This is a genomic window from Vibrio sp. Isolate23 (assembly GCF_022398095.1).
Lineage (GTDB): Bacteria > Pseudomonadota > Gammaproteobacteria > Enterobacterales > Vibrionaceae > Vibrio > Vibrio coralliilyticus_A.
The window spans coordinates 153,671-172,657 of record NZ_JAKEUV010000004.1 but is presented as its reverse complement, the minus strand read 5'-3'; the positions used below and the strand labels follow the sequence as shown (position 1 = coordinate 172,657).

Genomic DNA, 18,987 nt, shown 5'->3' with positions numbered 1-18,987 from the left:
ATGCCCAATAAATAAGGGCGTCAAATGACTTTTCAAGGGAAAGAGTAAAAAAAAGTGAAAAAAATTTAGGTCTTTAACAAGAAAGCGAGCCGTATGGCTCGCTTTTAATTTTCAATGCGTTAAAGATTAAGCATTTGCTTGAGCAGGTTTGCCTTCAACTTGTGCTTCTTCTTTACCGATTTCACCTTCAGTTTTTGCAACAATAGTGTTTACCGCGGTATCACCCACTACGTTAGAGGAAGTACAGAACATATCATTAATACGGTCAACCGCTGCGATGATTGCCAGACCTTCTGGTGGAAGACCTAGTTGGTGAAGAAGAACACCAACCATAACAACACCACCACCAGGAACACCACCAGCACCAATAGATAGAAGCAGGATAGTAAGACCTAGAGTGAACACGTCAGCCGTGTTGATTGGTTGACCAAATGCGTTTGCAACGAAGATAGTTGCCAGTGCGATGTAGATAGACACACCAGACATGTTCATGGTTGCACCCAGTGGTACACCGAAACCTGCAACTGACTTTGAAACTTGTAGTTTCTCCGTCAAAGTACGCATAGTTACAGGAATAGTCGCATTCGAGCTTGCTGTCGATAGAGAGAATAGGATTTGCTCACGAGTAGCACGTAAGAACGTCTTTGGAGAAGTACCTGTCGCAATACCTACTGCCATTGGGTAGAAGAAGAAGATCCAGAACACGAGCATAGCCACAACAAGCGCTACATAGCCTGCTACTGACATGAGCGTGTTAGCATCTAGTGTCGCGCCTAGTTGAATCATCAGCGCAAACACACCATATGGAGCAAGGCTCATAACAAGACCAACAAGCTTCATCATGATTTCGTTCGCCATCTTGAATGTGCGGATAGCCGGCCCACCGCGTGAATCAAGTGCCTGAATCGCTAGACCTGTTAGGATTGCCATAAAGATGATTTGTAGCATATCGCCATTAGCAAATGCCTGAACAGGGTTACTTGGTACGATGTTTACCACTAGGGAGAAGATATCAGGCGTTTCCGTTGTCGTTAGTTTTACTGTTTCTGAAATCGTACCCGCTAGGTTCGCGTCAGCACCTGGCTGGAAAATCATACCCACAGTCAGTGCCGCTGTAATCGCGATGATGGTATTAATAATGTATAGGGCGAAGGTTTTACCACCAAGACGACCAAACGCAGTGATGTCTTTCAAATCAACAATGCCACACACGATTGAAACGTATACCAAAGGAACAACAAGTAACTTGATCAGTGATACGAACATACCACCAGCACCTTCCGCAGCGCCTAGAAGGTAAGTATCAAAAATTGCAATCCCGCTAAATAAGTACTGGATCGCAGTACCGATCAGTAGACCAGCAAACAAGCCTACAAAAATCTTGCTTGAAAGCGATTTATCCATCATCCATCTCCAGAATGTTGTGTTTTTAATTTATGGTTTTATAGTTTATTCCGCCAGTTTTCCCGACAGAGTTCGCACATAATACACACAAAGGTTACAAAATAAAGACTTTGTTTACGATAATGTTACAAGTTTCAAATCAGAAATTAATTTTTTGGTTAAATTTAACACCAAGAATAATTCACCAAATCAACCATTTATTAGAAACAAACACAACCAATCTAATAAGATAAAAAAAGAGAGGCCTAAGCCTCTCTTCCGTTTAAAACACGTTCTGTATCAAGATTATTTAGCAACCATTACCATAGCGGGGCGAATCACACGGCCATTAAGCTCGTAACCTTTCTGCATGACAAACATCACTGTATTTGATTCATGGTCAGGGCTCTCTTGAATAGACATCGCTTGATGCATTTCAGGGTTAAACGCTTCGCCTTCAGGGTTAATCTCTTTTAGACCAAACTTAGCCACCGTGTCTACAAACGTTTTATGCGTCAACTCTACGCCTTCAAGCAGTGGTTTAACTACTTCCGCTTCAGTATCTGCCGCTTGAATCGCTCGCTCTAGGTTATCGATAACCGGCAGTAACTCTTCGGCAAACTTATTTAACGCGTATTTACGTGCTTTATCGATTTCTTGCTCAGTACGACGACGCATGTTTTCGACTTCGGCTTTTGCACGAAGTACGCTATCTTGCTGTTCTTGAACTTTCGCTTCGCTAGTCAGTAACGCAGCTTCTAGTTGAGCAATCTTAGCGTCTTTCTCATCACCAATGTCTTCTAGCTCAGCTTCAGCCTCTTGCGCTGCGGCTTCCACTTTCTCTGCTTCTTCGATGATTTGATCTAGCTCTTCTTCTGTAACTTTGTTTTCTTCGTTGCTCATGATATCTCCAGAATACATACCCATTGGTACCTAACGCTTCACGTTTATTGCGTTTAGATACACAAAAACTCGCATAAATAGCTAACTTGCCATTATTATGGGGATGAAGATTGTCGAATCAAGCCTATTTAGTGCGGAAAACCTATGAAAAAGCCTTTTGAAGTGATCGCCATCATTGGTAAACCTCGGGATCAGCAAGCTATTCAGACTCACAGAGAGCTTTACCTCTGGCTTCAGACGGAAGGGTATCAGGTTTTTATTGACGATAGACTAGCGGAAATTTTAGACGATGTCCCGAATGAACATTTTGCGAGCCTAATTCAGCTTGGTAAAACGGCTGACTTGGCAATTGTCGTAGGTGGTGATGGCAACATGTTGGGGGCCGCCAGAGTGCTTTCACGCTTTAATACCTCAGTGATTGGAGTGAACCGAGGAAACCTTGGGTTTCTGACCGATCTCAACCCAGAAGATTTTCAGTCGGCACTTAAAAAAGTGCTTGAAGGTGAGTTCATCGAAGAAGAACGCTTTTTGCTGGAAGCTGAAGTCCACCGCCATGGACAAGTAAAAAGTCATAATGCCGCACTCAATGAAGCCGTACTTCACCCTGGGCAAGTCGCCCATATGATTGAATTCGAAGTGTATATTGATGACAGCTTCGCCTTTTCTCTACGCGCAGACGGGCTAATTATCTCTACGCCCACGGGCTCTACAGCCTATTCATTGTCCGGTGGCGGCCCTATCCTATCGCCAAGTCTTAATGCTATTTCGCTTGTGCCTATGTTCCCACATACTTTATCCAGCCGTCCGTTAGTCGTAGACAGTAAGCGTCGTATTAAACTGGTGGTATCTCCGGATAACAGAGGGACTCAAGAAGTCGGCTGTGATGGCCAAGTCTCTCTGCCCGTTTCCCCTAGTGACGAAATCCATATTTATCAAAGCCCTAATGTACTCAAACTGATCCACCCCAAGGACTACAGCTACTATCATGTACTGCGCAATAAACTTGGTTGGTCGAGTAAACTGTTCTAGCAAATCAACTGGGGTATCGAAGGGTTGGCGTAATATGCCAACCCTTTTCTTTATCAAATCAAGGCGAAGCTTTAGCAATATAACCTTAACCCATTCACCAAGACAAAATTCCCCCTCCCGACTGACGTAAATGAAATTCGCGTTCGGTCACAAAAATTTTTACACTCTCCTTTACTGTATAAAAAAACAGTATATACTGTTTTCTTATACAGTATTGTTCATTAAAACAGGTACAACAAAATGCTGGCTCATCTAAGTGTTAATAATTTCGCTATTGTTAAATCTCTACAGCTGGAGCTATCTCATGGCATGACAACAATCACTGGGGAAACAGGGGCAGGTAAGTCTATTGCCATCGATGCCTTAGGCCTTTGCCTCGGTGGGCGCGCAGAAGCCAGCATGGTACGACAAGGAGAAGAAAAGACAGAAGTCAGTGCTGCTTTTTCTCTTGAGAACAATCTTCACGCAACGCGTTGGCTAGAAGATAATGATCTTCTCGAAGGCAGCGACTGTATATTACGTCGCATAATCAACAAAGAAGGCCGTTCAAGAGCCTTTATCAATGGCAGTCCAGTCCCCCTTTCGCAACTGAAAGCACTTGGACAACTTCTGATTAATATCCATGGTCAGCATGCACATCACCAATTGATGAAAAGTGACTATCAGATGGCTATGCTGGACCAATATGCTGGCCATACAAACCTTTTAAAAAGCACTCGTAATGCCTATCAAAATTGGCGTCAAGCCGATAACAACCTCAAGCAGTTAAAAGAAAATAGCGCTGCAAATCTCGCGCAAAAACAACTTCTTGAATATCAAATAAAAGAGCTTAATGAGCTTTCTCTTGGCGAGGATGAATATGAAGAACTCGAACAGGAACACAAAAGATTGTCTAACAGCGGAGAACTTGCAGCCACCTGCCAACAAGCCATCGAGCTTATTTACGAAGGTGAAGAAGTTAATGCGCTTGGTATTCTCCAATCAGCCAGTAGCACCTTAACCCAGCTCGCTGAACTGGATGAAATTCTCTCTGAGTTACCTAACATGTTATCAGAGGCGATTATTCAGATCGAAGAAGCTAATAATGAACTGCGTAGTTATCTTGATAATATCGATGTTGATCCTGCGCGTATGGCTTTTGTCGAGGAACGCTTTTCAAAAGTTATGTCGATGGCGCGTAAACATCATGTCCTTCCGGATGAGCTATATCAGCACCACCAAGATCTTCTCACACAGATCGAAGCTCTCGACTGCTCCGATGAAAAGTTGGAAGAATTAGAGCAAGCGGTTGAAGTAAAATATCAATCTTTCTTAACGTCCTCAGAAAAACTACATAAATCTCGTAGCCGCTATGCCAAAGAACTCAATAAATTGATTACCGCCAGCATGCATGAGCTGAGTATGGAAAAGGCCCAATTCAGTATTGAAATAGACAAACAATGCACACACCCATCACCACTCGGCATGGATAATGTCTGCTTTATGGTATCAACCAACCCTGGCCAGCCCATGCAGCCTATTGCAAAAGTCGCCTCAGGTGGTGAGCTTTCTCGTATATCGTTAGCAATACAAGTGATCACAGCACAGAAAGTCGATACTCCTAGCTTAATCTTCGACGAAGTAGATGTGGGAATCAGCGGGCCAACGGCAGCTGTTGTAGGTAAAATGCTTCGCACGCTTGGCGAGTCGACACAAGTTCTCTGTGTTACTCACTTACCTCAAGTGGCGGGTTGTGGACATCAACAGCTCTTCGTTGCTAAGCAAACCAAAGCCGGCAAAACAGAAACTCAGATGCATTTATTGAATAACGAGCAGCGCGTATCCGAGTTGGCTCGATTGCTTGGTGGAAGTGAAATTACAGAGTCGACCTTGGCGAATGCAAAAGAGTTACTGATTGCGGCTTGATAGACTCTATGGCTGATTTTCAACTTAAAAACAAAGTTCCGACTTAGGGGAATTTTGGTATGAGTTTGCAACTAAATTCAAAAATCGTGGTCTGAAACAGTTCAAAACAAGATGAGTTTTTTACATTAGCGCTCAGCTTGTTTATTATCAGCCCAATTTGAGACATATCCGTTACAAGAATTTATCCGTATGCAATTGAAAAAGTGGCTTATCGCTGTACCACTCTCTATGACACTGTTGACAGGCTGCTCTCTGGTAGAAAAGCTCGTTTACCGAATCGACATCAACCAAGGGAACTATGTTGAGCAGCAAGCCGTCGATCAGCTTAAGTTTGGTATGACAAAAGAACAGGTACGTTTTGTAATGGGCTCACCCATGCTTATTGAAAATGGTTATCCCGATACTTGGTACTACATTTATCACCACACAGAGGGTCACCAAGACTCGATTCAGAAGAACTTGATCGTGAACTTCAATGATAAAGGTCAATTGGTTGATATTAATGGTGACTTCCCGCCAAGTTCGGACTTCTTTGAAGGTATCAACTAAAGCAAAGCGTGCATTTGAGGGTTGGCGTTGTACGTCAACCCTTTTGTTTGTCCGCAGTCACAGCCCTACGCTTATCTTCAGATGACAGGCACAACCTAAGACGATTGAGTTTACTCTTCCTTCCTTAACGGATTCTTTTTACCGCCAGTGACTGGGTCAGCAGCCCCTGATTCTTTTGCTTGCTCAGCACGTTTACGACGAATTTCTTTCGGATCAGCTAAAAGTGGACGATAAATTTCGATACGGTCTTTATCTCGAACTGTGGCCTCAAGCTTGACGTTACGGCTAAAGACACCAACTTTGTTCTTTGCTAGGTCAATTTCAGGGTACTGTTCTAGAACACCAGATTGTTTAATAATCTCTTCGACTGTCATCGATTTATTCACGACTAGCGTGTAAACACGTTGCTCCTGAGGTAATGCATATACTACCTCAACGTGGATCATATCAGACTCAATACTCATAACACGGATACACCTGCTTAGCGCGCTGAGTGAACGCATTCACCATATTACTGGTCAACTCATTGAAAACTTTGCCGAAGGCCATTTCAATCATCTTGCTAGAAAACTCAAATTCTAGTTTGAGTTCAACCTTGCAAGCTTTCTCATCTAATGCGGTAAAGAACCACCCTCCTTTAAGCGTTTTGAAAGGGCCATCCACTAGATTCATGAGAATCGCTTCACCACTCACCAATTCATTCGATGTAGTGAACGTTTTACTGATCCCAGCCTTTGAGACATCAACGGAAGCTACCATTGCAGAATGACTGGACTCAATCACTCTCGATCCGGAACAACCTGGCAAAAACTCAGGATAACTGGCCACGTCATTTACCAGATCAAACATCTGTTCTGCACTGAATGATACCAACGCAGAACGGCTGACTTGCTTCATATAGACTCCTCAAAACACACGCCTAAACGACAGGCACGCACTATTTTTACTTTTATTTGCATTAAGCGCAAATAAAGGGATTTCATAACTAGATTCCTAACCGTATAATGCAACCATTATGGCAAAGAAAAAATCGAAACAAAAAGCGGGTAGCAATACCATCGCTGTCAATAAGAAAGCTCGCCACGAATATTTCATCGATGATGAAATCGAAGCAGGAATGGAGCTTCAAGGCTGGGAAGTTAAAGCCCTACGTCAAGGCAAAGCCAATATCGCAGAAAGCTACGTATTTATGCGAGATGGAGAAGCTTTTGTAAGTGGCATGACCATTACCCCTCTAAACCAAGCATCGACACACGTAGTGGCGAACCCTACTCGTGTGCGTAAACTACTTATGAGCCGCCGTGAGCTTGATAACCTATTAGGTCGAATCAATCGCGAAGGTATGACACTCGCAGCCCTTTCACTCTACTGGTCTCGTTCTTGGGTGAAAATGAAAATTGGCGTCGCGAAAGGTAAGAAACTGCACGATAAACGTACTGATCTTAAAGAAAAAGATTGGGCTCGAGAAAAAGCACGCGTAATGAAGAGTTCACTGCGCTAATATTGAGCACTTAAACGCACAAGTCTAGACAGGTTATGCTTTTCTGGTACTATGCAAAGAACACTTGGGGCTGATTTAGGATTCGACAGGAATTTTGCAGTCTAAGGTGCATGCCGTGGGGCGGTTGGCCACGTAAAAAGCCGCAAAAAAATAGTCGCAAACGACGAAAACTACGCACTAGCAGCTTAATAACCTGCTCAGAGCTCTCTCGCCCTAGCTTCCGCACGTAAGACGGGGACCAACGAGAGATCAAACCCAAACGCGCTAGCCCGGATTCTCCCGCCTGAGAGATGAACGGCGAATTTTAATTCAGGATAGTCATTTACTGGCGTGTCGGTTCGCAGGTACTTGGTGAATTTAAAGATCGACTAAGCATGTAGTACCAAAGATGAATGGTTTTTGGACGCGGGTTCAACTCCCGCCAGCTCCACCAATTCAACATCTAAAGACGTCTCAGGACGTCTTTTTTTGTATCCAAGATAACGTAAAATCAATAACTTAGCGTCTAAAAACATCCCAAGAGGTTCCAATGAATCTTTGACATTTAGGAACCAATGTAGGAACCTTTGTTTCGTGTTCCTAAAAACTGGTTCCTACACATGCCTAGACAGACTAAACCACTTACTGCTACAGAAGTTAAGAATGCTAAGCCTAAAGAGAAAGAGTACTACCTTGCAGATGGTCAAGGCCTAAAGCTACGGGTACTACCCAGTGGTTCTAAGAATTGGCTGTTAAACTATTACAGGCCAATAAGCGGTAAAAGGGCTAACTTGAGTTTAGGAAGATTTCCTGATGTTTCTCTAGTTCAGGCAAGAAAAAGTTCTATGGAAGCAAAAGAGCTGATCGCACAAGGTATCGACCCTCAGGAAGAAAAAAAAAGAAAAAAAGAAGAATCCCTAGCTGTTTATGAGCACACTCTCATCAACGTATCCAAAAACTGGTTTGAAATAAAAAAAGATTCTGTTACTCCAGGTTATGCTGTTGATATCTGGCGCTCTCTAGAGCTATATGTTTTCCCCTCTTTGAGCAATGTGCCAGTTCGCGAAATAAATGCACCGATGGTTATAGATCTTCTAAAGCCAATTGAAGCAAAGGGTAGTTTAGAAACCGTTAAGCGTTTATCTCAACGTCTGAATGAGATTATGAATTACGCTTCTAATTGTGGCTTAATCCAAGCAAATCCATTAACGGGAATAAAAGCAGCATTTAAAAAACCGAAAAAAGTAAATATGCCCGCACTTTCCCCTACAGAGTTACCAGAACTTATGGGAGCAATTGCAAATGCAAGTATCAAGAAAACCACTCGATGCTTGTTAGAATGGCAGCTACACACTATGACAAGGCCTAGTGAAGCATCCGGAGCTAGATGGGAAGAGATCGATTGGGAGAACAACCTTTGGGTAATCCCTCCAGAGAGAATGAAAAAAAGAAGAGAGCACCGCATCCCTCTCACTGAGCAAATGCTAGCGCTACTTGAAGTTATAAAGCCAATTAGTGGGTATCGAGAGTTTATCTTCCCTTCAGACAGAGATCCTAAGAAGCCCTGCAACAGCCAAACGGCTAATATGGCGTTAAAGAGAATGGGCTTTAGAGAAAGACTAGTTAGTCATGGTCTTCGCTCTCTCGCTAGTACCACGCTTAACGAGCAGGGCTTTGAATCAGATCTTATTGAAGCGGCCCTAGCCCATGTAGACGACAACCAAGTACGAAGTGCTTATAACCGTACCGACTATATAGATCGTCGCCGTCCTATGATGGTCTGGTGGAGCGGGCATATAGAAGAGGCCGCCAAAGGCAGCCTTTCTGTGACAGGAACAAAGCAGTTGAAAGTAATTAGCTAAATGTATGAATTTCTTACTAACTCAAACTATAGGTGCCCTTCTGTACAGAACCAATCACTATTCGCAAGAGCTTGACATGAAACAACTTGCCAATGATTAATGAATAGAGGTGAGTCTATATAAGATGAGAGAAATGCTTTAAATTCCTCTGCCGTACTATCCTTCATAATTGTACTTCGTATTGTCACTATAAAAGTAACCAGATTGGCAGCTTGAATACTGTACCGTTTGGATAAATCAAAGTCTATAAAGTGCTGTTCAGCTCTAAGCTTATCATTGGCTTCCCATTCTTCAGGGGGAGATACATAAAAATCCAACGCACACGGCGACCCTGGCAATACTTGTGCGAAAACCCACTGTTCCTGAAAAAAACACTCTTTGTCTAAATAAGGGTGGATTATCTGTTCATGATAAGCAGTAGCATAGTGCTCTCCCTTACCGTCCATATTACAGTCCCGGCAAGAAGGGAGAAGATTGAATGGTAAAATAGAAAACTGAGGAAAATGAGCTTTAGGTAGATAATGGTCTAGATTCTTAGGCCGTCCGATTCCGCCACAAAAAGGACAACTCTCATCGGCAGAGAGCATTAGAGCGTCATAGATCTCCCTTCCAGGCTTTTTGGTATTTCTAAAATAATACTCATATAGATTTACAAATTCCCTCTTTGAAACACCAGAATTAACAACTGACTCTTCATCGCCTTCAATAGGATCAATGGTAAAAAGTTCCCCACCCTCAGCTTTAACGCAGTAGTCTGCCGCAGACTCTCGTATTTCATCACTCCCCTGATAAATTCTGTCTTTCAGGTCCTCCTTTGACATCCCGTCAGTACATAGTTGAATCGCATCATTTATGTTGTGTTTCGGTGGTGAGAGTTTAATCATTTAATATCTGCCTTCTCTTTATGCAAGAGAAGCGCCTTCAAAATAGCTCTTGCCTCAAAACCAAGCTGATTATTGTACTGATTCAGAATCTCTTCATAGGTAAAACCGTCATCAACAGATTCAGCTAAAAGCTTGTGAAAACCTGATTTCGTCACCTCTAAGCCAAAAACTTCTTTTGTCAAAATTCCTACATTCTCACCAAAGGTTTCGATCTCAGGACGAAGTGCTTTTGTAGCTTCTCCAGATTTCAATACCTTCCATACACAAGACTTAGGAACTTCTTGCAAGACTACAGGAGAATGAGTTGCGATGACGGCGACTCCGTTCCTATCATGAAGTAGCTCGCTCAAAGCTCGAATAAATGCAGATAGCAGCGGCGGGTGTAAGTGACTTTCAGGCTCGTCTATGAGTACTAACGTCTTTTCTTCGACAGATGCCACTAGACGCGTCAATGTTTGCAAAACAACAGCATGACCAGAGCTCATTGATGACATTTCTTTCCAAATACCCTTCTTCGCAGATGAAATAGGTTCTAATTCAAACCTACGAATATTCATTTCAGCAAAATTCTCATCTGACTCCAATGTCTTTATTGCCTTGAATAATCTAGCCTTCTTGTCTTTCTCAGCTAAACACAAAGCAAATGACCTGCCAAAATCAAGGTCCATTTCATTCCGGGTTTTAAGCCTCTGCTCACCCTGTTTCTGGCTTTTTAGGCCAATATAATAATACCTAACCCCTTTACTTGGGTCTTGTTGCTCTTCTGGTGGTATAAATGTGTCAAATGCACTGAACGACACCGACACTATGCTTGAAAAGTAGTCCTGAGCAAGAAACTCGCCTGTATTTGGATCTATAAAACAACCCAAATTTTGTTCTAATCCAAGTCCTCCTTGTACCATCCCATTTAACAGCGTCGTTTTTCCAACTCCATTTCTTCCAATAACCGCATGGATATTAGTACTGGGTACAGAGCCAGCTTTAACCTCAAAGTCCAAGCTAATTTCTGAAAAAAGATCATCAATTGAACGAGAAAACTGAAAGCTATAATCAGTAAGAAGCACACCACCTTTAAGAACCCGAGTAAACTGCCCTTTAATACTCGATAAACTTACACTTGCCAAAAAATCAGATTTAAAAACTTTTTCTTGCTGCACCAACGCTAACTTGTCTGAAGAGTACACAACATCATTTAAGCTTTTTAATAGACTAAAACGAAGTGAGCTAGGTAATTGTGCCAACTTTGAGTAGTAATCAACATCTACTCCCAATGAAAAGTAGCTACCACCTAATCGTTCAAAAACAGGCGAAAGGCGCTCTGATAGATTATCTTTGACTGACTGATTTACAAACCCAATTTTGACGAGACCTATCTCTCTATATAACCCTTTATCATCATGAAGGCTTAAATTAAACATCGTACTAAAAGAAGAGCTCTCATTGTTAACTGACGTTAAATATACTGCGCTAACTCCACTAAGCGGAACGGTCTCTTGTTCGTATAAAATGTTATATTTCATCAATAATGCTCTTCTATATAACTATAAGCCTTAGCAAACAGATCTTTGTCTTTACCCAAGCCAAACTGAGCCAGTGTTAACAACAGCGCCTTTTGAATCTCTCTTGGACCACTGTTGGAGCTTTGCCAGCCTTTAAAGCGTTTGGCTTTTACAATCTTGTCTATCTGCTCTACTACATCACCGATAAGCTTCGGTGTGCTTTCAGGGCGAGTTTCTAGGAACAGTTTGGTTAGTGCTTGTTTGTTATCTTCTTGGGTTACTGGTGAGTCACCTGTTTCACGCTCGGCTTGCACAGTATCTTTTGCGGTATCGAGTAGGCCTTTTAACCAATCAATAGCTTTAATTACACCTGCTTCATAATCTTGGCGTAATTTCTCTAAGCGCTCACCGAGAGCAATGAACTTCGGATTACCGCTGCCACGCAGACGGCCCATTAGATCAATTTCAATCTGGTTTGCGCGCTTCTCTTGCTCTTTCTCAGTCAACGTGAAGATAGCGTGCTCATCCATAACCAACTCATCAATATCATCACGAATACGATTAATATCGGTATGCTCGTGAATCATCTTGATAGTTTCTGGACCTAACGCAGCCCACACGAGAGAACCTGTTTGCCCTACAGGGCGGACTGATTCATAGATTTGTACCAACCACTTATAATCAGCTCTGTAAGGCGTAAGAAACGCATCTGGGTTAATCGCAGACCATAACTTAGCTAATACACCGAAAGAGGCTGCAAATTCATCACGCTTTTCATTGGTAGGTAAACAAGATTGCGCAGCCATAATACCTTCAAAGCCATCGATAGTTCTGTCGACGTTAGGGAAGAAGCTTAAACACTTATCTAGCTGAGCTGGCAGGAGCTCTTTAAAGGCCTCAATGCCCTCCACCACACCGTCGATTTCTTCAGGATCGTATGCCAGTGCGGTACGCAAGTTCTCAAACACGCCAAGGTAATCAATGATAAGGCCCATTTGCTTGCTAACATTGTCAGTCTCGTATAAACGGTTAGTACGGCACATCGCCTGCAACAAGGTATGGTCACGTAATGGCTTATCTAAGTACATGCAGTAACAGATAGGTGCATCAAATCCTGTTAACAGTTTTGCGGTAACAATCAACAGTTGAAGTGGTTGTTTTGGATCTTTGTAATCCTCAATTAGGCTCTTCTGTTTTTGATCATTGCCGTCTATCTCTTGCCAGCGTTCAAAGTCAGACTCGATGATAGGCAGCTCAAGTTCTTGCTTCCACTTACGCCAGTCTTTATTGACCTTACCCTTTTTACTCTCATCGTCGTCTTTGATCGGTGCCTGCTCAACATTCATGACCACTTCTACCGCATCAAAGCCCAGTTTCTTACCGAGTAAATAATACATCTGAACACAGGCATCTCGGTCATAGACCACAACCATGCCTTTCATCTGCTTCGGCTTTACATGGCTTACAAAGTGATTGGCAATATCTTCGCTTACTGCCGCCATGCGTTTTGGCGCCTTCAACATAATCGCTAAGCGGCCAGCACGTTTAGACAATGCCATTTTCTCATCATCGTCCAGGTCGTTGTCTTTGACCATTTGCTCAAAGGCTTCATCAATCGCTGCACGATCTACACGAAGCTCAGCCAAACGAGGTTCGAACTTGACCGCATTGGTCGCTTTATCTCGTATGGATTGCTTATAGCTGTAGCGGTTCATATAACGCCCTTCATCCTCTTCAGCACCAAAGAGTTTGAAAGTATTGCGGTCGATACCAGAAATCGGCGTACCTGTTAAGCCATAGAAGTGAGCATGAGGCAGCGCCCAGCGCATTTTATCGCCGAGGGAGCCCTCTTGAGTTCGGTGCGCTTCATCCACCAGCACGATAATGTTGTCTCGACTGTTTAGGCCGTTTTCATTTTTTTCATCGATTTCGACATCTTTAAACTTAAAGACTGTGGTGATCAAAATGCCACGACTATCTTTTTCTATATGCTCGCCAAGCTTTTTACCGCTTTGTACTTTGATGAGGTTTTTAACATCGGCCCCACCGAAGGTTTCATTAATTTGGCTATCGAGGTCTCGACGGTCTACCACAATCAAGACGGTTGGATTTTTCAATTTGTTATCAGCACGAATCATGCGAGCCGCATAGAGCATAAGCAAGGACTTGCCTGAACCTTGGAAGTGCCAGATAAGTCCTTTTTTCGGATAACCATTTTTTACACGCTCAACAATTTGCTTTGCGGCTTCAAATTGCGGGTAACGAGGCAGGATTTTAATGCGTTTAGGTGGTGTGTCTTTACCTGTTTTCACTGTTGAGAACAGCGCAAAAGACTCTAGCATTTGCAGCAAAGTTTCTGGGTTCAATAAGCCTTCACAGCTATCAAGTACTGTGGCTAAGCTTGCTGGAATTTCATCTCGCTGATCGGTTTTATGCCATGGCCCCCAATCTTTTACTCGAGCATTAATTGCACCGTAAGCAAAGGTGCGGCCTTCAGAAGCAAAACACAAAAGGTTTGGCACAAAGAAAGGCTCAACATTTTTCCAATAGTGCTTTTGGTCCCCCATAAAATCAGCGGCACCATCTTGCCAAGTTACACTCGGGCGAGTGAGCGATTTTACTTCCCCCACCACCAGCGGGATGCCGTTTACATACAGAACGATATCGAAGAACACCTCTGTCGCGGCAATGAAGTGAACCTGCTGCGCAACAACAAAGTGGTTGTTTTTGGGTGTATCAAAGTCAATGAGTTTGATGGTGATATGATCACCATTTTCACCGAATGGCAGACTTTTCTCCGCCATCAACCATTCATGGAAATTTTCGTTGGCTTTGACCAAACCGGTATGTTTGGCTTCCAACATCAAACCACGAAGTTTGTAGATCACCTCATCAGCATAATCAGGATAGTTGCCAATATCAGGGTTTAACGAACAAAGCGCGTCTTTTAGCCAGGTATCAACGAAGATATCGTGAGTTTGCTTGGGTAAGCTCTCACCATGGCAATACTTCCACTTTACTCCGCTTAAGCCTTTTAAACGGTCAATAACTCCATTTTCTGTAACGGTTTGTTCGTTAAACATATTGCTAGTTCCTTAATAGCTTTTCTCTTACCGTAAACAGGAGTTCTTTGTTGATTGAACTTTCTAACTCTAACTTTTCTAAAGTAGTTTCAATCTCGGCCAAAACCCTATCGGCTTTTTTAACATCCTTTAAAGGCGGTAAAATAAATGGTAGTGACTTTAAACTATCGGGATTAATATTGGCCTGGCTAACACCTGGTGTAGCAAAAGCTTTTAACCGATACTGCACAACGGCAAGGTTTAAGAATCTGTTCACAAAATCCGGTGTTACAATATCCGTGTCCACGTTCAGCCTTAACATGTATGATGCAAATACATAATTCCCATCCAAGTTAAAAAGCCCTGTTTTTCCTACCCACTCCATGCTATTGGTTCTATTGAAAAGCAGATCTCCAGGATACAATTTAATAGGCTCCAATTCCTCAACCGTTAACTTTGAGTATTTCAGCTCATTATTTGTAATGCGGCCATTTTCTATGTTCATCATACGAAGAACTGGTACGCTCCCCTCCTCATGAACGGCATCAGAAGTACCGTATTGAACTCTAGTTAACACATCACCTAATTTAACCAACTTCCAGCCTTCAGGAAGAAGCGTTTTCTCCTTCCCAAATAACGTTCGGTAGTTATTACCACCCAACACAACCTCTTTAGCAATGGTTTCATATACTTGTGATACAGAGTCATATACCTGACTTGAAATACCTGAACTACGTTGTAAAGACAGCCCTATATCAATGACCTTTTTCTGTTCATGTTTCGGTGGGATACAAAATTTTTGTTCAGCTAGAACCTTCCACTTAATTGTTGGAGACAGGGAGCCTTCAGATATTTGAATAGCTCGGTCCATGAACGCTTTTGATTGCATAAAAAATGGTAAAAAATCAGGAAGAACTTTATCAGAGTTTCCTTCTAATACCATTGCATGAGCTGAACAAATACAGTCCCAATTAGCTACTGCTACTTTACGCTGATAAGCCCTGCGTTTACCGAAAATTATCTGACCTTTTTTTACCAATAGCTTTTGGCCTTTGACATCAGCTGGTACACCGTGGCGATTTATTTTTAAACAGTCTGGATCTAAATGCTCTAATCCAACATAGATATTAAGATCAGTTTGACTAGGTTCGATACGCTTGGAGATCTGCTTAGCGATATCACCAAACCTAATCACTTGCCAGCCTTCAGGTAACTCTTGTTCGCTCATTTAGTTCTCCACCTCAGTGTCAATGGTGTATCCAGTTTCAGCAAGGCTTTGGAACAATTTATTGGTTTGCATTTTCAGTTGAACTCGACTGACTTTCCAGGCTTCGATGACATGCTCTATGTCATACACTCCTTCGCTATTATTAGCCTGCACGTAAAGTGGAATAGAAAGGTTAAATTGATTTTCAACAACCGTAGCCAAATCCACCATCGCTGTAATCTCACTTCGACTATCCGGCTTGGAATATGCTTCACAAAGCACATCTAAATCATCATCAGATAAACGGCTGTGGGCACGTTCTCGGGTTACATGTTCTATTCCATTGATAAACAGAATCTTGTTTTTGCGCTCAGCAGGCTTATTACAGTTGAGCACGACCACACACGATTCCATAGGCGAGTTGTAGAACAGATTTGGTCCGAGACCTATCACCGCTTCAATGATGTCAGATTCAATCACCTGTTTACGGATCGCTTGCTCTGAGTCACGGAACAGCACCCCATGAGGCCAAAGCATCGCCGCACGGCCAGTATCCGGTTTTAAGCTTTTGATGATATGGGTATAAAAACCGTAATCAGCACAACCTTGTGGTGGCACCCCGTACATATTGCGCCCATACGGGTCAGCCGCGAACTTTTCACGGTTCCACTTTTTGATGGAGTACGGCGGGTTAGCAAAGATGACATCGAACTGTTTTAGTTGATCGTTCTCGATAAACTTTGGGTCGCCTAAGGTATCGCCGCGCATGACATCGAACTCTTCAATGTCGTGCAGGAACATGTTCATGCGTGCAATTGCAGATGTTAGCAAGTTTACTTCTTGGCCATACAAATGAACACCACGCCACTCTTCCCCTTGAGAACGCAGATCCATCACCGCATTTAGCAGCATACCGCCTGTACCACAGGTCGGATCGTACGCACTCTCACCCGGTTTAAGCTTCATGATACGGGTCATCAAATGCACAACGGTACGATTTGTGTAGAACTCTGCGGCCGTATGCCCTGAATCGTCAGCGAACTTTTTGATCAGGTACTCGTAAGCCTCACCCAAGTCATCTTGAGCAACAGACTTAATGCCTAGTGGGATTTTGCTGAAATGCTGAATAAGGTCTGACAGCAAGTGATCCGGTAGGCGTTCCTTGTTGGTCCACTGCGCATCACCAAATACACCGTGCAAACGCTCGTTCTTTGCTTCAATCAAACGCAGTGCATTTTGAATCGCTTCACCAATGTCTTTACTGGTATTACGAACTTTCTCCCAGCTTGCTTCCTCAGGAATATCGAAACGGTGGTACATCGACATCGCGGCGTATTCAGCATCACCTTCGTGCAACTCTAGCGCTTCGTTATACTCTTCCAGGTATACATCCGATAGACGCTTAAAAAACAGCAGTGGGAATACGTACTGCTTGTAATCAGACGCATCAATTTGGCCACGCAGGAACTCGGCAGCGCCCCACAGTAGGTCTTCTAGTTTGTTTTTGTTCATAGCTCAAAGCCCTCTTTGATTAATAAGGCTTCTAACTCTTGTTCAGCGACTTCTAAAGCGGCTAATTTTTGCTGGAAATCTTTCAATGCTTCTTCAACGGTAATGGTTTCTTCTTCTAGCGGCTTTTGTACATAACGAGCGATGTTCAAGTTGAAATCGTTATCTTCAATCTCGCTATGTGGCACCCAACGTGCAACACCCTCAATGTCGTCTGCCTTAGGGCCTTTGGTACGCATCTTCTGATAGATGTCGTAAATCTCATCAGCTTGAGGCTCTGACAAGGTGTTTTGCGCTCGGCCTTTAGTAAAGATCTCTTCCGCATTCACAATCAGAACATGGTCTTTATGCTCTTCTGGTCTTGCTTTACGCAATACGAGAACACAAGCAGGAATGCTTGTACCGTAGAACAGGTTCGAAGCTACGCCGATAACCGCCACGATACGGTTTTCTTTCAATAGTTTGGTTCTAATTTTACCTTCTGCACCACCACGGAAAAGCACACCATGTGGTAGCACTACCGCCATTCGCCCTTCATCATTCAATGAAGCAAACATATGCTGAACCCAAGCAAAATCCCCGTTAGTTTTTGGTGCTAGGCCAAAGCTTGCACGGCCATAAGGATCACTTGTCCAATAGTCATGGCCCCACTCCTTTAAGCTAAATGGTGGGTTTGCGATTACGCAGTCAAAGTTTTCTAGTTGGTCATTTTTCAAAAACTTAGGATCACGAAGTGTATCACCACGAATGATTTCAAAATCTTCTTGTCCGTGTAGGAACAAGTTCATTCGAGCAATCGCTTCAGTAGTCAGGTTTTTCTCTTGACCTTTGATTTTTAGAAGACGTGGTTCACCACCGTTCTCTTTAACATGGTGGATGGTTTCAAGCAGCATACCGCCTGTACCACAAGCCGGGTCATATACACTCTCGTTGGCTTGTGGGTCTAGAATATTGACCATAAGACGAACAATGGTACGCGGTGTATAGAACTCACCTGCTTTCTTGTTTGCTTTATCAGCAAAGCGCTTGATGAGGTATTCATAAGCACGGCCCATATCATCATTACGCACACTCGACACGCCAAGGTTAACCTTGTTGAAGTGATTGAGTAGTGTCGATAACAACTCGTCTGATAGGCGCTCTTTGTTGGTCCAGCTCGCGTCACCAAAAATACCATGTAGCTGTGGGTTTTCTAGCTCAATACCACGGAATGAATCTTTTAGGGCTTGGCCGATATCCTTGGTTTCTGCAAACACGTCTTTCCAGTGGCATGTAACTGGAATTTGGATTGGATGAAACATATCACCTTTTGCAAGCTCTTCGTCACCCAATTTCTTCATCGCCTCTTCGAACTCTTCATCGTAAACATCACAGATACGCTTAAAGAATAGGATTGGGAAGATGTAGGTTTTGTAGTCTGAAGCGTCGATAGGACCGGTGATTATGTGGGCCGCATGCCAGAGGTGCGCTTCTAAGTCTTTGAGATTTATTAATGTCATTGCTTGCTCTTATTCTCTTCTATCCACGCTTCAAGGTCTTCACGTTTGAAACGCCAAGAACCGCCGACTTTGAAACCAGGAAGCTTTCCTTCGCTTGCTAATCTATATGCTGTTTTTTCGGCCAACTTTAGGTAAGCAGCCACCTCTTTCAAGGTTAAAATTTGGTCTACCATTCAGAGTGTTATCTCATGTTGGTTTTATTCATCAGAATTGATG

The 18,987-nt window shown here is 43.0% G+C and carries 16 protein-coding genes and 1 other RNA gene; 6 read left to right on the top strand and 11 right to left on the bottom strand.

All coding sequences use genetic code 11. The annotated features are described in order from the left end of the window. Positions 1 to 126: 126 nt before the first annotated feature. On the bottom strand, positions 127 to 1,404 hold the full coding sequence (locus tag L1D31_RS12910) for a dicarboxylate/amino acid:cation symporter (RefSeq protein ID WP_239837646.1): 1,278 nt from the start codon (positions 1,402 to 1,404) through the stop codon (positions 127 to 129). 285 nt (positions 1,405 to 1,689) lie between these two features. Continuing rightward, positions 1,690 to 2,286: a nucleotide exchange factor GrpE gene (gene grpE / locus L1D31_RS12905; RefSeq protein ID WP_239837513.1), complete on the bottom strand. Its 597-nt coding sequence runs from the start codon at positions 2,284 to 2,286 to the stop codon at positions 1,690 to 1,692. A gap of 144 nt (positions 2,287 to 2,430) precedes the next feature. Between grpE and nadK the strand changes: the two genes are divergently transcribed. From nadK to bamE, 3 genes are all read left to right on the top strand, one after another. Continuing rightward, positions 2,431 to 3,315: an NAD(+) kinase gene (gene nadK, locus L1D31_RS12900; protein WP_239837512.1), complete on the top strand. Its 885-nt coding sequence runs from the start codon at positions 2,431 to 2,433 to the stop codon at positions 3,313 to 3,315. Between the two features lie 240 nt (positions 3,316 to 3,555). Beyond that, on the top strand, positions 3,556 to 5,220 hold the full coding sequence (recN, locus tag L1D31_RS12895) for a DNA repair protein RecN (RefSeq protein ID WP_239837511.1): 1,665 nt from the start codon (positions 3,556 to 3,558) through the stop codon (positions 5,218 to 5,220). A 189-nt stretch (positions 5,221 to 5,409) separates the two neighbouring features. After that, positions 5,410 to 5,769, top strand: coding sequence for an outer membrane protein assembly factor BamE (gene bamE, locus L1D31_RS12890; protein WP_239837510.1), 360 nt, complete (start codon positions 5,410 to 5,412; stop codon positions 5,767 to 5,769). A 110-nt stretch (positions 5,770 to 5,879) separates the two neighbouring features. On the opposite strand, the gene L1D31_RS12885 is transcribed toward bamE, so the two are convergent. Both L1D31_RS12885 and L1D31_RS12880 read right to left on the bottom strand, forming a co-directional pair. Continuing rightward, complete coding sequence (locus L1D31_RS12885; protein ID WP_239837509.1) at positions 5,880 to 6,233, bottom strand: RnfH family protein; 354 nt, start codon at positions 6,231 to 6,233, stop codon at positions 5,880 to 5,882. Further along, the gene (locus L1D31_RS12880) at positions 6,223 to 6,666 is read right to left on the bottom strand and encodes an SRPBCC family protein (protein WP_239837508.1); all 444 of its coding nucleotides are present in this window, start codon (positions 6,664 to 6,666) and stop codon (positions 6,223 to 6,225) included. The genes L1D31_RS12885 and L1D31_RS12880 overlap by 11 nt, the downstream gene beginning before the upstream one ends. Positions 6,667 to 6,784: 118 nt before the next feature. Between L1D31_RS12880 and smpB the strand changes: the two genes are divergently transcribed. From smpB to L1D31_RS12865, 3 genes are all read left to right on the top strand, one after another. Next, positions 6,785 to 7,270, top strand: a complete 486-nt coding sequence (gene smpB / locus L1D31_RS12875) for an SsrA-binding protein SmpB (RefSeq protein ID WP_008081122.1) — start codon at positions 6,785 to 6,787, stop codon at positions 7,268 to 7,270. Between the two features lie 66 nt (positions 7,271 to 7,336). Next, positions 7,337 to 7,703, top strand: a transfer-messenger RNA (tmRNA) gene (gene ssrA / locus L1D31_RS12870). A gap of 166 nt (positions 7,704 to 7,869) precedes the next feature. Further along, entirely contained in the window at positions 7,870 to 9,111 is a 1,242-nt protein-coding gene (locus L1D31_RS12865; RefSeq protein ID WP_239837645.1) for an integrase domain-containing protein, read from the top strand. A 26-nt stretch (positions 9,112 to 9,137) separates the two neighbouring features. Here L1D31_RS12865 and L1D31_RS12860 read toward each other — a convergent pair whose 3' ends face one another. The 7 genes from L1D31_RS12860 to L1D31_RS12830 are packed head-to-tail and all read right to left on the bottom strand — an operon-like array spanning position 9,138 to position 18,944. Next, on the bottom strand, positions 9,138 to 9,995 hold the full coding sequence (locus L1D31_RS12860; protein ID WP_239837507.1) for an HNH endonuclease: 858 nt from the start codon (positions 9,993 to 9,995) through the stop codon (positions 9,138 to 9,140). Further along, positions 9,992 to 11,515 carry an AAA family ATPase gene (locus tag L1D31_RS12855; RefSeq protein WP_239837506.1) on the bottom strand — a complete coding sequence of 508 codons (1,524 nt, stop codon included), beginning with the start codon at positions 11,513 to 11,515 and terminating at the stop codon, positions 9,992 to 9,994. The genes L1D31_RS12860 and L1D31_RS12855 overlap by 4 nt, the downstream gene beginning before the upstream one ends. After that, positions 11,515 to 14,577, bottom strand: a complete 3,063-nt coding sequence (locus L1D31_RS12850; RefSeq protein ID WP_239837505.1) for an HsdR family type I site-specific deoxyribonuclease — start codon at positions 14,575 to 14,577, stop codon at positions 11,515 to 11,517. Before L1D31_RS12850 ends, L1D31_RS12855 begins: the two co-directional genes overlap by 1 nt. 4 nt (positions 14,578 to 14,581) lie before the next feature. Further along, a complete protein-coding gene (locus L1D31_RS12845; RefSeq protein WP_239837504.1) occupies positions 14,582 to 15,784 on the bottom strand; it encodes a restriction endonuclease subunit S in 1,203 nt (400 codons plus the stop codon). Next, a complete protein-coding gene (locus L1D31_RS12840; RefSeq protein ID WP_239837503.1) occupies positions 15,785 to 17,275 on the bottom strand; it encodes a class I SAM-dependent DNA methyltransferase in 1,491 nt (496 codons plus the stop codon). Next, positions 17,272 to 18,771, bottom strand: coding sequence for a class I SAM-dependent DNA methyltransferase (locus L1D31_RS12835; RefSeq protein ID WP_239837502.1), 1,500 nt, complete (start codon positions 18,769 to 18,771; stop codon positions 17,272 to 17,274). Before L1D31_RS12835 ends, L1D31_RS12840 begins: the two co-directional genes overlap by 4 nt. Then, positions 18,768 to 18,944 carry a helix-turn-helix domain-containing protein gene (locus L1D31_RS12830; RefSeq protein ID WP_009842282.1) on the bottom strand — a complete coding sequence of 59 codons (177 nt, stop codon included), beginning with the start codon at positions 18,942 to 18,944 and terminating at the stop codon, positions 18,768 to 18,770. The genes L1D31_RS12835 and L1D31_RS12830 overlap by 4 nt, the downstream gene beginning before the upstream one ends. Positions 18,945 to 18,987: the final 43 nt, after the last annotated feature.

Coding starts and splice junctions, on each gene's coding strand:
- L1D31_RS12910 (WP_239837646.1), bottom strand. CDS start 1,404: ATGGATAAATCGCTTTCAAGCAAGATTTTTGTAGGCTTGTTTGCTGGT.
- grpE (WP_239837513.1), bottom strand. CDS start 2,286: ATGAGCAACGAAGAAAACAAAGTTACAGAAGAAGAGCTAGATCAAATC.
- nadK (WP_239837512.1), top strand. CDS start 2,431: ATGAAAAAGCCTTTTGAAGTGATCGCCATCATTGGTAAACCTCGGGAT.
- recN (WP_239837511.1), top strand. CDS start 3,556: ATGCTGGCTCATCTAAGTGTTAATAATTTCGCTATTGTTAAATCTCTA.
- bamE (WP_239837510.1), top strand. CDS start 5,410: ATGCAATTGAAAAAGTGGCTTATCGCTGTACCACTCTCTATGACACTG.
- L1D31_RS12885 (WP_239837509.1), bottom strand. CDS start 6,233: ATGAGTATTGAGTCTGATATGATCCACGTTGAGGTAGTATATGCATTA.
- L1D31_RS12880 (WP_239837508.1), bottom strand. CDS start 6,666: ATGAAGCAAGTCAGCCGTTCTGCGTTGGTATCATTCAGTGCAGAACAG.
- smpB (WP_008081122.1), top strand. CDS start 6,785: ATGGCAAAGAAAAAATCGAAACAAAAAGCGGGTAGCAATACCATCGCT.
- L1D31_RS12865 (WP_239837645.1), top strand. CDS start 7,870: ATGCCTAGACAGACTAAACCACTTACTGCTACAGAAGTTAAGAATGCT.
- L1D31_RS12860 (WP_239837507.1), bottom strand. CDS start 9,995: ATGATTAAACTCTCACCACCGAAACACAACATAAATGATGCGATTCAA.
- L1D31_RS12855 (WP_239837506.1), bottom strand. CDS start 11,515: ATGAAATATAACATTTTATACGAACAAGAGACCGTTCCGCTTAGTGGA.
- L1D31_RS12850 (WP_239837505.1), bottom strand. CDS start 14,577: ATGTTTAACGAACAAACCGTTACAGAAAATGGAGTTATTGACCGTTTA.
- L1D31_RS12845 (WP_239837504.1), bottom strand. CDS start 15,784: ATGAGCGAACAAGAGTTACCTGAAGGCTGGCAAGTGATTAGGTTTGGT.
- L1D31_RS12840 (WP_239837503.1), bottom strand. CDS start 17,275: ATGAACAAAAACAAACTAGAAGACCTACTGTGGGGCGCTGCCGAGTTC.
- L1D31_RS12835 (WP_239837502.1), bottom strand. CDS start 18,771: ATGACATTAATAAATCTCAAAGACTTAGAAGCGCACCTCTGGCATGCG.
- L1D31_RS12830 (WP_009842282.1), bottom strand. CDS start 18,944: ATGGTAGACCAAATTTTAACCTTGAAAGAGGTGGCTGCTTACCTAAAG.